The following is a 15,084-nucleotide window of genomic DNA, read 5'->3' on the forward strand; positions in this document are numbered from 1 at the left end:
TTTCAGTATCAGTAGAATTAATTCACCCAATCGCGATTGAAACAGGATTAAGATTCTCAATCAGAGAAGGTGGAAGAACAGTAGCATCAGGAGTAGTTGCTGAAATAGCTGAATAATAAAACAATTAACTTAACTGTAAAATAATAAATAAATTGAGGAGGAATTATTTTGGATAATAAAAATAAAAGAATTTATCTTCAATCTTACGATAACAAGTTATTAGATCAAACTTCTGCTAAAATAGTAGAAGTGGTAAAGAAAAATGGTGCTAAAATTGCGGGACCAATGCCTTTACCAACTAAAACTAAAAAATATACAGTTTTAAGATCAGTACATGTTAATAAAGATTCAAGAGAACAATTTGAAATGAGAATACATAGAAGATTCATTGAAATCAAGGAATCAAACAATGATATTTTAACAGCTTTAAGCTCAATAAGCTTACCAGCAGGTGTTTCAATAGAAATAAAGCAATAGTGCTTTGATACAAGTTGGTAGAGCTTCGAGCTCTATCAACCAATATATTAAGGAGGAAAGAAATGATATTAGGTAAAAAAATTGGAATGACACAAATTTTTGAAAACGAAAAATTAATACCAGTTACAGTAATTGAAGCTGGACCAAACTTTGTTGTTCAAACTAAAACAGTAGAAAAAGAAGGTTACACTTCAATAACTTTAGCTTATGATGAAAAAAGAGAAAAATTAGTTAACAAACCAGAAATGGGTGTTTTCAAAAAAGCCGGAATCACAGCTAAAAAATTCTTAAAAGAGTTTAAAGTAGAATCAAGTGAAGAATTTGCTTTAGGTCAAGAATTAAAAGTTGATGTATTAGAAGGTATTGAATTCGTTGATATTCAAGGAATCTCAAAAGGTAAAGGAACTGCAGGGGTTATGAAAAGACATAACTTCGGTGGAAACAGAGCTACACACGGGGTTTCAAGAAACCACAGACTTGGAGGGTCAAATGCAGGTGGAGCTGCATCTAACTCAAATGTACCAAAAGGTAAAAAGATGGCTGGAAGATTAGGAAATGAAAATGTAACAGTTCAAAATCTAAAAGTAATCAAATTCGATGTTGAAAATAACTTATTATTAGTTAAAGGTGCAGTACCAGGTCCTAAAAATGGTTATTTAGTTATCAAGAAATCAGTAAAAAAATACTAATATAGAGAGAGGAGGCAAAGATGTCAGATTTTAATTTAAAAGTATATAATTTAAATGGTGAAGAAAAAGGAGTAGCTACTATAAGTGGTGAAATCTTTGGATTAGAACCTAATAAATATGTAATGCATGAAGTATTAACAGCAGAACTTGCAGCATCACGTGCAGGAACTGCATCAACAAAAACTAGAGGAGAAGTATCTGGAGGAGGAAGAAAACCTTTCAGACAAAAAGGAACAGGACGTGCTAGACAAGGATCAACAAGAGCACCTCATATGGTAGGTGGAGGAGTTGTTCACGGACCTAAACCAAGAAATTATGAGAAAAAAGTTAACAAAAAAGTTAGAAAGTTAGCTTTAAAATCAGCATTAGCTGTTAGAATCCAAAATGGAGATGTAATTGTATTAGAAGACTACATGTTAGATGCTCCTAAAACAAAAACATTTGTTAATTTTACAGAAAAAGTTAATATGGTAGAAGACAAAAAATTATTTATAGTTAACGATTATTTAGAAGATGCTGATTGGAACTTATACTTATCAGTTAGAAATATCGAAAAAACTGAAATATTAGACCCAAGAGAGTTATCAGTATATGCTTTATTAAAATACAATAAAGTAGTTATTACTAAAGAAGCTCTTGCAACTATCGAGGAGGTGCTTGGATAATGACAATTTTTGACGTAATCAAAAAACCTGTTTTAAATACAGAAAAAGCAAGAATTTTATTGAATTCAAATGAATATGTATTTATAGTAGATAGAAGAGCTAATAAATTACAAATTAAAGAAGCAGTAGAGAAATTATTCAATGTTAAAGTTGCAAATGTTAACACTATTAACATGAAACCAACTACGGCTAGAGCAAGAATGACTGTTTACAAAACACCGGCATACAAAAAAGCCATTGTTAAATTAGTAGATGGAGATTCAATAAAAGCTTATGATATTTAGTAAATAGGGGAAAGAGATTAGGGAACTAATCCTTTTCCTATTTTTATATAAAAACTACTGGAGGAATTATGGAATTTAAAAATAAGACTTGTATTGTTACAGGTGGTGCTAATGGTATAGGGCTTGAAACTGTAAAAGGTATGGTTGCAGGTGGTGCAAAAGTAATAATACTAGATATAAATGAAGAAGCAGCTAAAAGTGCTATAAATGAATTAGGTGAAGATAGAGTATTCTTTCATTATTTAGACTTATCAAATCAAGAAAGTATAAGAAGTGTTTTTGCAGAACTTATACAAAAATACAATAAAATTGATGTATTAGTAAACTGTGCTGGAATTATTAGTACTAAGAGATTTGATGATTTAGATGATGCAGAATTTAATAAAGTAGTAAGTATAAACTTAAATGCAAACTTTACAACTATTTCAGCTATATTTGAACATTTTAAATCAAATGGTGGAGGAAGAATTGTAAATGTTTCATCTGTTGCTGCAAAGCTTGGCGGAGGTCTTTTAGGGACTGCAGCATATGCATCTTCAAAAGCAGGATTAAATGGTTTAACTAAGGCAGTAGCTAAAGAAGGTGGAAAATATGGAATAGCATGTAACTGTGTTTGTCCTTCATACACTGAAACTGAAATGACTAATGCATTAAAAGAGGATAAAGAGAAAGAAAGTAAGGTTATTTCTATGATACCTTTAGGTAGAAAAGCACAAGCAAGAGAAATTGCACAAATGATACTATTTTTTGCATCTGATCTTGCAAGTTTTGTAACAGGAGAAATAGGAGATGTAGATGGAGGTATTACATTAGATGGCTGATAAAAATTTAGATACAATATTCGGTAAATATTTTTCAAAAATACCTGGAAATATGATAGTAGTTCCTTTAATTATTGGAACTTTAATAAATAGTTTTTTCCCACAAGTTTTACAAATTGGGTCATTCACTACAGCTATAGTTAAAGGTGTAGGTCCACTAGTTGGTGCATTCTTACTATTTTTAGGGGGAACTATTTCTTTAAAGTCTACTCCTAAATCTATAGTTAGAGGATTTGTAATTATTACTACTAAGGTTTTAGTTGCAGTAGCATTAGGATTAGTAGTAGCAAAAGTATTTAATAATAACTTTTTAGGTTTAAGTGCAGTTGCTGTTATAGGTGCAATATCTGTTGCAAATAATGCACTGTTTGCAGGAATTACATCAGTCTATGGAGATGAAATTGAAAGAGGAGCAGTTGCTATTACATCTTTAAGTGTAGGACCAACTGTTACTATGATAGCTTTAACTTCAGCAGGACTTGCAAGTATTTCCCCACTTGCTATTTTAGGGTCTATAGTACCTTTAATTTTAGGTATAATACTTTCAAATTATTCACCTTTCCTTAAGCAGTTATTTACTAAAGGATTAGGTGCAACTACAGTACTTGTTGGTTTTGCTCTAGGTGCAAATATGAGTTTATCTCAAATATTTAAAGGAGGATTACCAGGTATCTTATTAGGGTTAATAGCTGTGTTTGTAGTTGGTATTATTACAGTTATTATGGATAAATTAACTGGAGGTAGTGGTATAGCTGGGGCATCAATTTCATCAGTTGCAGCTAGTGCAATCGCCAATCCAGAGGCTCTAGCAAAAGCAGATCCTAATCTTGCAATATTCCAAGATGCAGCTACGGCACAAATTGCTGCAGCAGTTATAATTACAGCATTATTAACACCTGTATTTACCTCACTAGTTAAAAAATATAACGAGAAAAAAGGATAATGAATGGATAAAATATTAAAAATAAATGAAGTAATTAATAATATAGTTTGGGGTTGGCCTAGTTTAGTATTATTAGTTGGTATTGGAATAGTATTGACTTTAAGATTAAGAATGATACAAATTTCAAAAATAAAATTAATATTATCAAATACCTTACTTAAAATATTTACAAAAGATACCACTTTAAAAGGTGAAATTACAGCATTCCAATCTGTTGCTACAGCCCTTGCAGCAACAGTTGGTACAGGAAATATTTCTGGAGTAGCTATAGCAATTTCAACAGGAGGACCAGGATCTATATTTTGGATGTGGATATCAGCATTATTTGGAATGGCAACAAAATTTTCAGAAGTGGTACTTGCTATAGTTTATAGAGAAAGAAAGCAAGAAGGTGGATATAATGGTGGACCTATGTACTATATTAAAAATGGACTTAAATTACCATTACTTGCAAAGATATTTGCACTTTTTACAGTACTTGCATCTTTCGGTATAGGTAATATGACTCAGTCTAATTCAATTTCTAATGCAATAAGGGCAAATTTTAATGTAGACGTTAAAATAACGAGTATATTAATTACAATTATAGCTGCTATAGTATTATTGGGAGGAATAGAAAGAATATCTAAGGTTAGTGAAACTTTAGTTCCAATTATGGCTTTTTTCTATATTATAGGTTCCCTTATAGTTATAGTGTTAAATATTAGTGAAATACCTAATGCTTTTTATAAAATATTTTCTATGGCTTTTAGTAAACAAGCTGCAATAGGTGGATTTGCAGGTGTGACCTTTAAACAAATAATTAGACAAGGAGTAGCTAGAGGTGTATTTACAAATGAAGCAGGACTAGGATCTGCTCCTATAGCACATGCATCTGCAAAAACTGATCATCCTGTATTACAAGGTATGTGGGGGGTATTTGAAGTATTTATGGATACTATGGTAATTTGTACTCTTACAGCTTTAGTGATTTTAGTTACTAACACTTGGAATAGTGGTCTTAGTGGTTCTGAACTTACATCATATGCATTTAATCAAGGATTTAATGGAGGTGGATATATAGTTGCTATAGGACTTACTCTATTTGCATTTTCTACAATTCTAGGTTGGTCTTTTTATGGAGAAAAAGCATTGATATTTCTATTAGGTGAAAAATATGTCTATTTTTATAGGATGATATACATACCAATAATATTTATTGGAGGTATAGGAGGGTTAAAAGAAGTTTGGGCTATAACAGATACATTAAATGGTCTTATGGCTATACCAAACTTAATAGCAGTATTTATGTTACAAAATGTAGTAATTAAAATGGTTAAACATTATTTTAAAAACCCAGAAAAAGTAATATATTTAGAAGATTATGAAGACATAATTAGTGAATAAAAATATACTCTAAATAAAGGTTATAAAAATAACTTTAAAAGTAAAAAATAAATATTGACAATAATAAAAAAATGTACTAGAATCATATTAATAAATAAAACTGAAAGGAAGGATTTATGGAGAAAATATCAAACATAAAAAGATATTTAAAAAGAAAAATTAGTGTTACAAATGCTTTACTTGTAACTTTTCTGATTACAGGAACTTTTTCTACTGCTGGAACAATAGCAGAGGCACAAAATCAAATTAATACAGATAATAAAGTAGTTGCAGGGACTTATGAAGGAGAAAATAACTATAATTTTGTTACAACAAAAAATGATACTATATTAGAGGGAGATATTACTTTTAACATCAAAGAAACTGGAAATGAAGCATTTTTGTCTTTAAATGGGACAGGAGTAACAGGTGATAAAGTTACAATTAATATTACACCTAATACAGGGGTTCAACATTCAAGACCTAAGGGTGTAATAATTAGAGGAAATGCAAATGCTGAAATAAAAGAATTAATTTCAAATGTAACTTTAGCTTCTGAAACAAAAAATTCACCTTCAAATGGTCCAGATTCAAATGCTTCTTATGGTGTTGCAGTTGGATATAATTTTGGTGGTGGAACATCAAGTGATACTTCAAAATTAACAGTAGATAAGATGACTGTTAATGTAACTAATACAGCAGATACAATAATGGCAAAAAGAACAGCATCAAGAAGTTTTTGGGGTATTAATATAACAGCAGAAGTAGATTTTGGACATCAATTATCAGGATTAAAAGTATATAGAAAAGATGGTGCAAAAGCAGAATTTATTGCAAATGATAAAGTAGATATTACAGTAACAGACTCATCTACAGCAAAAGTTGGAGATTACTTAGTAGGTGTTTTTATTTCAGGTAATGAAACAAAAGCAGAATTTAATGGAGAAACTAATATTACTTTAGTAGGAGATGGAGTAAATTCTGCAGCTATTAAAATAGGAAAACCATTTGATGGAACTATAACATCAGAAGGTCCAAGAGTAACTGTAAATGGAAAATTAAATGTTGATACAACTGCTAATACATTATCGGGTGCAGTTAGATTATTTGGTGATAAATCTAAGCTTGAAGTTACTGGTGAAGAAGAATCTGTAATAAATTCAGGTAATTCTGCTATAGTATATGATACTCAGGATTATATTACTAAATTTAAAACTAATTTAGGTATAAATGGAGAAACTTCACGTAATATTAATGGTAATGATCAAGTAGTTAAATTAAATAATACAGTTTTAAAAACTACAAGTAATGATGCTTCTTTAATTAAAGTAAGAGCTGAAAGAGTAAGAGATATTACTGCGGGAGAAGCAAGTAGAATGTCAGGAGGTCAATTAAACTCAGGAGAATTCTCAAATAATAATGCAATTTTTGAATTATCTGGAGATAAATCAGTTGCTAAAGCTGCAAGTGATGGTTGGTTAATTGAAGTTAAAGGAACTAAAACAATTTCATCTTCATTAACTGCAAATATTAAAGATTCAGCTGTTATTGAAGGATTAACTGATAAGAAGTTTTCTTCAAAATTAGATATTAATTTAGAAAATGAAGGTAAATGGATACTTGCTAATAAAGGTTCTGAAAATAAAGCAACATTTAATAATTTAAATATTACTAATGGTATATTAGATGCAACTAATGCTGATTTTGTATTAAAAGCAACTACAAATGGTGTAGAAGAAAACGGAACTGTTACAAATGCAGGAAAGATAACAATAGATAATGATAGATACACTGATAAATTACTATTAAATGGTAATTATACAGGAAATAATGGTAAATTATTAGTAAATACGTTATGGAATGAAACTAGTGGTAAAAATGGAGAAAATTCAGAATCTGATTTATTTGAAATAACAGGTGAAGTTAGTGGAACAACTAAAGTAATTACTGTTGCTAAAGATAAAACAGAAAATAAAATAGATGGAACAGTAGATGGAGAAGAAGGAAATAGAAGTGCTATAGTTGTTAAAACACCTAAAGCAACATCTGCAAATGCATTTATTGGAACAGCTGTCACTGAAAATGATGCTGAATTAGAATTAGTTTCAGAAATACAAGATGAACATAGAGTATTCTTCTGGGAAATTACTAAATCAGGTCCAGACATATTCTTAATAGGACCTAAGGCAAATATGGATCAAGCACATCATGTATTTGGTCGTTTAAATGAAAGACGTATACAAAATACTTTATTTAATATAGGTAAAAATACTGAAAAAGGAATGCCATGGGCTAAACTTTATGGTGGAGAATTCATATATGATAATTCTAATAAAACACGTTACATGGATGGAACAATAGGAATAAATATAGGTGTAGATCATTATTTTGATAAAAATAAAGAAAATTTAACAGGTATTTATTTTGGTTACTCAAATTCATTTAAAAATGTTGTAAATAATAGAACAAGTGCATATAGAGGTACTGTGCATACAGATATGGTTTCGTTAGGTTTAACAAATACATATACTAGAGATAAATTTTATGCAGATGCTGTATTACAATTATCAGGTCTTGAAAATAGATATGTATTAAAAAATGGAGATAAATATAATAATTTTGGTGTGATATTAACTGGATCACTTGAACTTGGTAGCCCGTTATACTTTGTAAATAATAAAGAAAAGGATGAAAAGTATATAGTTGAACCTCAAGCACAAGTTATTTATCAATTTTCAGCTAATACACCAATAGCAGAGAAAAATATAAGCTATGATTTAGGACATTCAGTTAAAGGTAGAGCAGGATTAAGAGTTGGATATTCAACTGCAATGAGTACAACAGCTAAAAATGGAATGGGATATGCTTTATTTAATGTTTGGGGACAATATACAAATGCCGATAAAGTAAACAAAGGAGAAAAAGTTTATACTGAAACTTATCCAACTATTTGGTTAGAAGCAGGACTTGGAGCAAATTTACCTGTAACTAAAAATGTAAGTACATACTTTGAAGCTACTTTAGAAAAATCAGTTTATGGAAGTAATAAATATGGTGGAAAAGGTACATTTGGAATAAATTTTGAAAAATAATAATTGAAAAAGGTGGAATTATTTCCATCTTTTTCTTTTGTAAAATATTTAACTTGTTGAATATATTGATAAAAACAGTCGGGGGGGGGGTATAATATATAGAAATAAAAAAATTTAGAAAGGAATGGTGTGAATGAGTATTTTTGAAAAAATGAGATATTTGAAATCTCGTTTAAAAACACAAAAAAATATTACTATTGGAGTTGTTATTGCTTACTTAATGCTTGGTTTTGCGGCTTTCGGAGCAACAGCAGATTATGTTTCTATAAATTCTGATGCAAATGGGAATAGACAAAGTGAGGGAGCAACAGCTACGAATGCAATAGCGATAGGACCATCTGCTACAGCTACTGGTGAAAGTTCTCTAGCTGTTGGGGATACTGCAAATGCTAGTAAGTATGCAAGTGCATTTGGTTCATTATCAAAAGCTACAGGAGAAGGAGCACTTGCATTAGGTAATACATCAAATGCATCAGGCCAAAATGCTACATCTATAGGTGTTCAAGCAAATTCATCAGGAATTCAATCAAATGCTATAGGGGCACTTAGTAATGCAAGTGGCCAAAATGCAACAGCAATAGGGGTGCAATCAAAGTCTGAAGGTGTTCAATCAAATGCTATAGGTACTCTTAGTAATGCAGCAGGGATTAATGACATAGCGATAGGTACACAAAGTAATGCAATAGGAAAAAATTCGATTGCAATAGGTTATCAGTCGAACTCAAAAAGTTCTAGTGCAGTTTCAATAGGGAATAAAGCAGTTTCTCATGCAACTTATTCTACAACTTTAGGTTCTACAGCAAATACTCATGGTGGATATGCTACAGCTGTAGGTTCTTATGCTTCTGGATTATCTGATGGTACAACTTCATTTGGTAGTAGAAGTAGAGCAGCTGGATATAGAGCAACTGCCTTAGGTTCATATGCAGATTCTAAAGGTCATGAATCTATAGCTATAGGAGATGCAGCAAGGTCAGAAAAAGCAGATTCAATTGCTATAGGTCGTGGTTCAAAATCGGAGGTAATATCTGGTGTTGCCCTAGGTGCAGAATCTGTTGCTAAAGTTGATTCAGGAATGTTTGGTTTTGATTTAGATAAAGGTGGTGTTTTAACAAGTGTTTCAGATATTTCTACCCTAACAGATGCTGAAAAAGCAAGAGCATTAGAACTTGAAGCTAATGTGAATAATCTTAAAACAGAATTTGAAACTAAAGATCAAGAATATATGAATAGATTATTTACACTACATGGAGAATTAGTAAAGGCAAGAAATGCAAATGATACAGCCAAGGTTAGTGAATTATTAGCAGAAAGAGCTTTACTTGAAAGAGCTGTTACGTCTGCTAGAATGAATTACTATTCAAATGCAGAGGTAAAAGAATACAATAAATTAGTTGGAACATGGAAATCAACATTATCTGCTGTTTCTATAGGAGATAAAGAAGAAGGATTAACAAGACAGATTAATAATTTAGCTGCAGGTACAGAAGATACAGATGCTGTAAATGTAGCACAACTTAAATCAATAAACCTAAAGGTAACAGGAGATAATTTAGCAAATGATGCAACTGCAATAGGTAAGGTAAGATTACATGATCAAAAATTAGCTATTAATGGAACTAGTGGTGAAATTACTACTACAGTTGCAAAAGATGGACAAACAGTAATAATTTCACTTGCAGATGAAATTAAGAATAAAGTAAATGCAATGAAATATTTTTCTGTTAAATCAACTTTAGCAGGAAATAGTCAAAATAATGGTGCAAGTGGAGAAAATTCTATAGCCATAGGACCAAATGCTAATTCAACTGTAAAAGATGGAGTTGCATTAGGTAATGGAGCAAGTGTTAATAATGCACAAGGTACTCCAGGGACTTCAGGTATAGCTATAGGTACAGGTGCACAATCACATCAAATGAGTTCAGCTATGCATGAAGTATTAGTTAGATTTAAGAGAACTAAAGATAAAATGACAGGTGGTATAGCAATAGGGACACAAACTCATGCTAGAATTTCAACTATAGATATAGGAAATAGGGACTATGTTGGAAGAATTGGTGATATTGAATTTAATAAAAATGGTGTAGATAGTTGGAATAGTATAAGTGGAGTTGGAGCAACAACAGTTGGGGATAATTCAATAAATACTTCTAATTTCTCTACTATTAATGGTTCATTTAATACTATAACTAATTCTCAAAGAAATGGGAATCAATTTCATAATTTAGCTAAAGCAATGCAAGGATTTGGAGCATCAATAATAGGAAGTTTAAATAGTATAGAAGGAAATGAAGATTTAGTAGGAAGTGGTACAGGTAGATTAGATCAAATACTTGTGGCATTAGGATCAAAACATCCAGCAACTGGATTGATGTATAGTGGAACAGCATCAAATGCTATAGGATTTGCAAATAAAATAAGTAAAAGTAATGGAGCACTAATTTATGGAGCAGGAAATGAAATAACAAATTCATACTTAACTCCATCTGGAGCGAATGAAATTACGAAATTAGTGGGAGCATCATTCTTAGATTCTAATAATACAGGTGTTGAAATAAAAGAATTAGCAGATTCATTTAGAAAATACATGGGTAATGCAAGACTTGGTTCTGTAGGAGTTATTGGTGGAGCAAATAAAGTTGACTATGCACTTTTCTCAACTGTTAATGGTGTAGGAAATGAGTTAAAAGGTAAAGGAAATATTACTTTAAGTGAAACTAATACTACAATGTCTCAAGTTACAAAAAATGGTAGTGCGTTTGCAATCTTTAATCAAATAACAGGTTATGAAAATAAGGCAACAAATGTTTCTAATTTAATGTTAACTGGAAGTAAAAATGTTGTAGAACATGCAAGTAATAATATAGTTACGGGAAATAACCATTCTATAAAAGGAACTGAAACTGAAATTGCTGAGGGTAATGTAGTAATTGGATTTAATAAAAATAAATCTGATTCTAATTTTAAAGCATCAGCTAAAAATATTGTAGCTATAGGAAATGATATAGTTGCAACTCAAGATGATTCTGTATACTTAGGAAATGGAAGTAAAGATGCTGCGGCTGCAAATACTAAGGCTATGGATACTTATTCAACTGATACAATTAATGGAATTACACTTAATTTTGCAGGTGGAACTCCAACTGGATTAGTTTCAGTAGGTTCTGAAGGAAAAGAAAGAAGAATACAAAATGTTGCTTCTGGATGGATTTCAGCAACAAGTACAGACGCTATTAATGGGTCACAACTTTATTCTGTAATAGATAAATTTAATTCAAAATTATCTGAATCTCCAAAAATAAATGTAGTTGGAAGTGGTAATGTTACAGTTAATCCTGAGGAAAAAGATGGGACTAAGACATTTACAGTGGGTATTTCAGAAGGAAGTATAACATCAGCTAAAGGAGGAAATGCAAGTATAAATAAAGATGGTGTAGTTACAGCTACAACAGTTATTAATGCTATCAATGCTTTAGGAAATAATACTATTAGTTTTTCAGGAAATACTGGAAATACAGATTCACAAAATTTAAATAAAGAAAATGGAATTACTTTTGGAATTAAAGGAAAAGGTTTAGTAACAACAGAAGCAAATGGAAATGAAATATTAATAGATTTAACTGATGAAACAAAAGAAAAGATTAATAATATAGAAAAAGGAGCTAAATCAGCTTCAACTGCAGCTAATGCAGGAGTAGCAAGTGCAGTAGCTATGGCTAACTTACCACAAGTAAGCAATATAGCAGGACATAGACATAATATTGCAGGAGCATATGGATACTATAACGGAGAACATGCATTTGCATTAGGATTATCAGGATTAAATGAAACAGGAAACTTAGTATATAAGGCAAGTGGATCATTAAATACTAAAGGACATGTAGCATTAGGAGCAGGACTTGGATATCAATTTGACAAATTAGAATCAAGAAGAAAAGATATGTTAACATTACAAAGAAATGGAAATATTAACTTACTTGATGAAAAAGTATACGAACTTGATATGGAAGTTAAACAATTAAAAGCTGAAAATAAGGAAAATAAAGAAATGATTAAATTATTACTTGAAAGAGTAGAAAAGTTGGAGAAGGGGCAAAAATAGTTTAAAGGATCTTAGGATCCTTTTTCTATTATGGAAAAACATTTCCGTAATGAAAAGGAAAATTTAGTAATTGAAAAAAAATAAAATCAAGGTATAGTAATATTAGAAAGGATTTGTTATGGATAATGAACTGAAACTTATTTATAGAATACTAAGTGATGGAAGTTTTCATAGTGCAATAGAACTATCAACTCATTTAAAACTCTCTGATAAAACATGTAGAAAATATGTAAAGGAATTAGCAGAGAAACTAAAGTTACATAATATTAATATAATTTCTAAAACAAGATTTGGATATATGTTAGAGGGTAATATATTAAAAGAAAATGAGATATTTAATTTAGAAAATACTAAAATACCTATAACTGCTGAAGATAGGAAAAATTATCTTATAGATAAATTAATATATACTAATGAATATATTAAATTAGAAGATATTAGTGATAAAATATTCATTAGTACAAAGACATTATCTAGTGACATTAAAAATATTGAAAATATATTCAAAACTTATAGTTTAAAAATAGATAGGAAACCACACTATGGTATTAGATTAGTTGGGAAAGAATTAAATGTACGTAATTTTTTAATAGATAATTTAGAAAAACGTTTAAATGAAAATAAATTTCTAGATCAAGAATATAAATATAGTATTAATGGTATTGCTAAATATGTATATACATTTTTGAAATCAAAAAATGTTAAAATATCTGATATATCTTTACAAAATTTAATTGCTGCTATATATGTAACTTTTTTTAGAGTTGAAAATAATAAGAGAATAAAAGAAATTGTAATTGAAAGAAATGATTGGTTTTTAAATAAGAGATTAAATGTTCTAGAATGTATAAAATATATCTTTTTAAATTTAAAATTTAATTTAGAATTGGATGATAATGACATTGACTATATTACAATACATTTTTTAACTAATGAAACAATGACGTATAAATCTATAAAAAGTGAGGATGTAAATGAAGTAAATGATATAATACAAGAATTGCTATATTTTGTTAAACTTACTTTTAAAATTGATTTATATAATGATGAAGATTTATTTAAAAATTTATATACACATATACTTGCATTATCAATAAGAATAAGATTTGATATAAAAATTAAAAATCCTTTATTAGATGATATTAAAAAAAATATGCCTCTTGAATATAATGTTGCAACATATGTATCTAATTTAATATCTAAAAGGTATAATGATAAAAAGTTAGCAGAAGAGGAAATTGGATACATTGCGGTAATTTTACATATGAGTAAAGGAATAAATGTCAATATTTTAAGTAAAAAAAATGTATTAATTGTATGTCCTAGTGGAAGAGGAGTATCAAAGTTTTTAATATATACATACAATAATTTATTTTCAGAATATACTAACATTATTTCATCATGTGGTGAGAATGAATTAATGGATGTAGATTTAGAAAATGTTGATGTAATATTTACTTTAATAGATTTAAATACAAAAGTTAATAAGCCAGTGTATAGGATAAATTATTTCTTAAATGATGAAGATGTTTTAAAAATAAAGAATATACTTAAAGGTGATAATAATTACTTAAAAGAGATAATACCTAAATCTTTATTCATATATATTGATGAAGTTAAATCTAAAGCTGAGATAATAAAATTAATGTCTGATAAATTAAAAAAGATACCTAAGATGAAGTCTAATATTGAAACTTTAATACATAATAGAGAAAAATTAGGTATGACAGAGATATCAACTGAAGTAGCAATCCCGCACTCAATAGAAGTAATAGAAGGAGTAAATGTAATAGGAGTATGTATAAGTAAACATCCTATAAAATGGATAAATAATGAAGTTAATATCATACTGTTTTTATGTTTAGATAATAAGAATAATAAGAATGAGAAAATATATGAAGCATTTACAAAAATTGTTGGAGATAAGGAAATAATAAATAATATATTACTTGTTCCAACTTATGAAAATTTTATAAACATTATAGAAAATATAGGAGGAAAATAGTAATGACTTATGATGAATTAAGTGAATATGCAATGCAGATTATTGCAAATTCAGGTATGTCAAGATCTAGTTCTATGCAGGCTATACAGTTTGCCAAAAAAGGAGATTTTGATAAAGTTGAAGAATGCATGAAAGAGGCAGATAAATACTATTTAGAAGCACATGAAATTCAAACTGACCTTATAGTTAAGGAAACATCAAGTGAAGAAAAAATAATTTTAAATCTAATTATGGTTCATGCACAAGATCACTTAACTATGGCCTTATTAACAAAAGACTTAGCAAAAGAAATTATTGAATTATATAAAAAATAGGAAGGATGATTAAAATGCTAAAAATTTTATTAATTTGTACAGCAGGGATGTCTACAAGTTTTTTAGTAGAAAAAATGAAAAAAGAAGCTGAAGATAGAGGAATGGATGTTCAAATTACAGCAACACCAGAAGCTAGTTCTAGTGATTTTGTTGGTAATGTTGATGTAGTTTTACTTGGGCCACAAATCAAATATCTAGAAAATGATATTAAAGAAAAATTTAATAATACACCAGTAGGTGTTATTAACATGATGGATTATGGTATGATGAAGGGTGATAAGGTATTAGATCAAGCAATTTCAATGTTAGAAAATAAATAATATAAAT

Annotated in this window: 13 protein-coding genes; all 13 read left to right on the forward strand. The window is 29.4% G+C overall.

Features of this window, described 5'->3' with window-relative positions:
* Positions 1-116 (forward strand): EF-Tu C-terminal domain-related protein (locus AYC60_RS08165; RefSeq protein WP_156299820.1); only part of this gene is annotated, 116 nt, incomplete at its 5' end.
* A 52-nt stretch (positions 117-168) separates the two neighbouring features.
* Complete coding sequence (gene rpsJ / locus AYC60_RS00145; RefSeq protein ID WP_066900868.1) at positions 169-477, forward strand: 30S ribosomal protein S10; 309 nt, start codon at positions 169-171, stop codon at positions 475-477.
* Positions 478-539: 62 nt separating this feature from the next.
* On the forward strand, positions 540-1,166 hold the full coding sequence (gene rplC, locus AYC60_RS00150) for a 50S ribosomal protein L3 (protein WP_067319831.1): 627 nt from the start codon (positions 540-542) through the stop codon (positions 1,164-1,166).
* Between the two features lie 20 nt (positions 1,167-1,186).
* On the forward strand, positions 1,187-1,831 hold the full coding sequence (gene rplD, locus AYC60_RS00155) for a 50S ribosomal protein L4 (protein ID WP_067319834.1): 645 nt from the start codon (positions 1,187-1,189) through the stop codon (positions 1,829-1,831).
* Positions 1,831-2,115: a 50S ribosomal protein L23 gene (gene rplW / locus AYC60_RS00160; protein ID WP_067319837.1), complete on the forward strand. Its 285-nt coding sequence runs from the start codon at positions 1,831-1,833 to the stop codon at positions 2,113-2,115. The genes rplD and rplW overlap by 1 nt, the downstream gene beginning before the upstream one ends.
* A 68-nt stretch (positions 2,116-2,183) precedes the next feature.
* A complete protein-coding gene (locus tag AYC60_RS00165; RefSeq protein WP_067319839.1) occupies positions 2,184-2,936 on the forward strand; it encodes an SDR family NAD(P)-dependent oxidoreductase in 753 nt (250 codons plus the stop codon).
* The gene (locus AYC60_RS00170) at positions 2,929-3,879 is read left to right on the forward strand and encodes a 2-keto-3-deoxygluconate permease (protein ID WP_067319842.1); all 951 of its coding nucleotides are present in this window, start codon (positions 2,929-2,931) and stop codon (positions 3,877-3,879) included. Before AYC60_RS00165 ends, AYC60_RS00170 begins: the two co-directional genes overlap by 8 nt.
* 3 nt (positions 3,880-3,882) lie before the next feature.
* Entirely contained in the window at positions 3,883-5,265 is a 1,383-nt protein-coding gene (locus AYC60_RS00175; RefSeq protein ID WP_067319844.1) for an alanine/glycine:cation symporter family protein, read from the forward strand.
* Positions 5,266-5,381: 116 nt separating this feature from the next.
* A complete protein-coding gene (locus AYC60_RS00180; protein WP_067319847.1) occupies positions 5,382-8,336 on the forward strand; it encodes a hypothetical protein in 2,955 nt (984 codons plus the stop codon).
* 133 nt (positions 8,337-8,469) lie between these two features.
* Positions 8,470-12,438 (forward strand): YadA-like family protein, encoded by a 3,969-nt coding sequence (locus AYC60_RS00185; RefSeq protein ID WP_067319850.1) that lies wholly within the window; start codon positions 8,470-8,472, stop codon positions 12,436-12,438.
* Positions 12,439-12,556: 118 nt separating this feature from the next.
* Entirely contained in the window at positions 12,557-14,443 is a 1,887-nt protein-coding gene (locus AYC60_RS00190) for a BglG family transcription antiterminator (RefSeq protein WP_067319852.1), read from the forward strand.
* Positions 14,444-14,445: 2 nt separating this feature from the next.
* Positions 14,446-14,757 carry a PTS lactose/cellobiose transporter subunit IIA gene (locus AYC60_RS00195; protein WP_067319854.1) on the forward strand — a complete coding sequence of 104 codons (312 nt, stop codon included), beginning with the start codon at positions 14,446-14,448 and terminating at the stop codon, positions 14,755-14,757.
* A gap of 14 nt (positions 14,758-14,771) precedes the next feature.
* A complete protein-coding gene (locus AYC60_RS00200; RefSeq protein WP_067319857.1) occupies positions 14,772-15,077 on the forward strand; it encodes a PTS sugar transporter subunit IIB in 306 nt (101 codons plus the stop codon).
* The last annotated feature ends 7 nt before the right edge of the window (positions 15,078-15,084 follow it).

The organism is Streptobacillus felis, assembly GCF_001559775.1.
Taxonomy (GTDB): Bacteria; Fusobacteriota; Fusobacteriia; order Fusobacteriales; family Leptotrichiaceae; genus Streptobacillus; species Streptobacillus felis.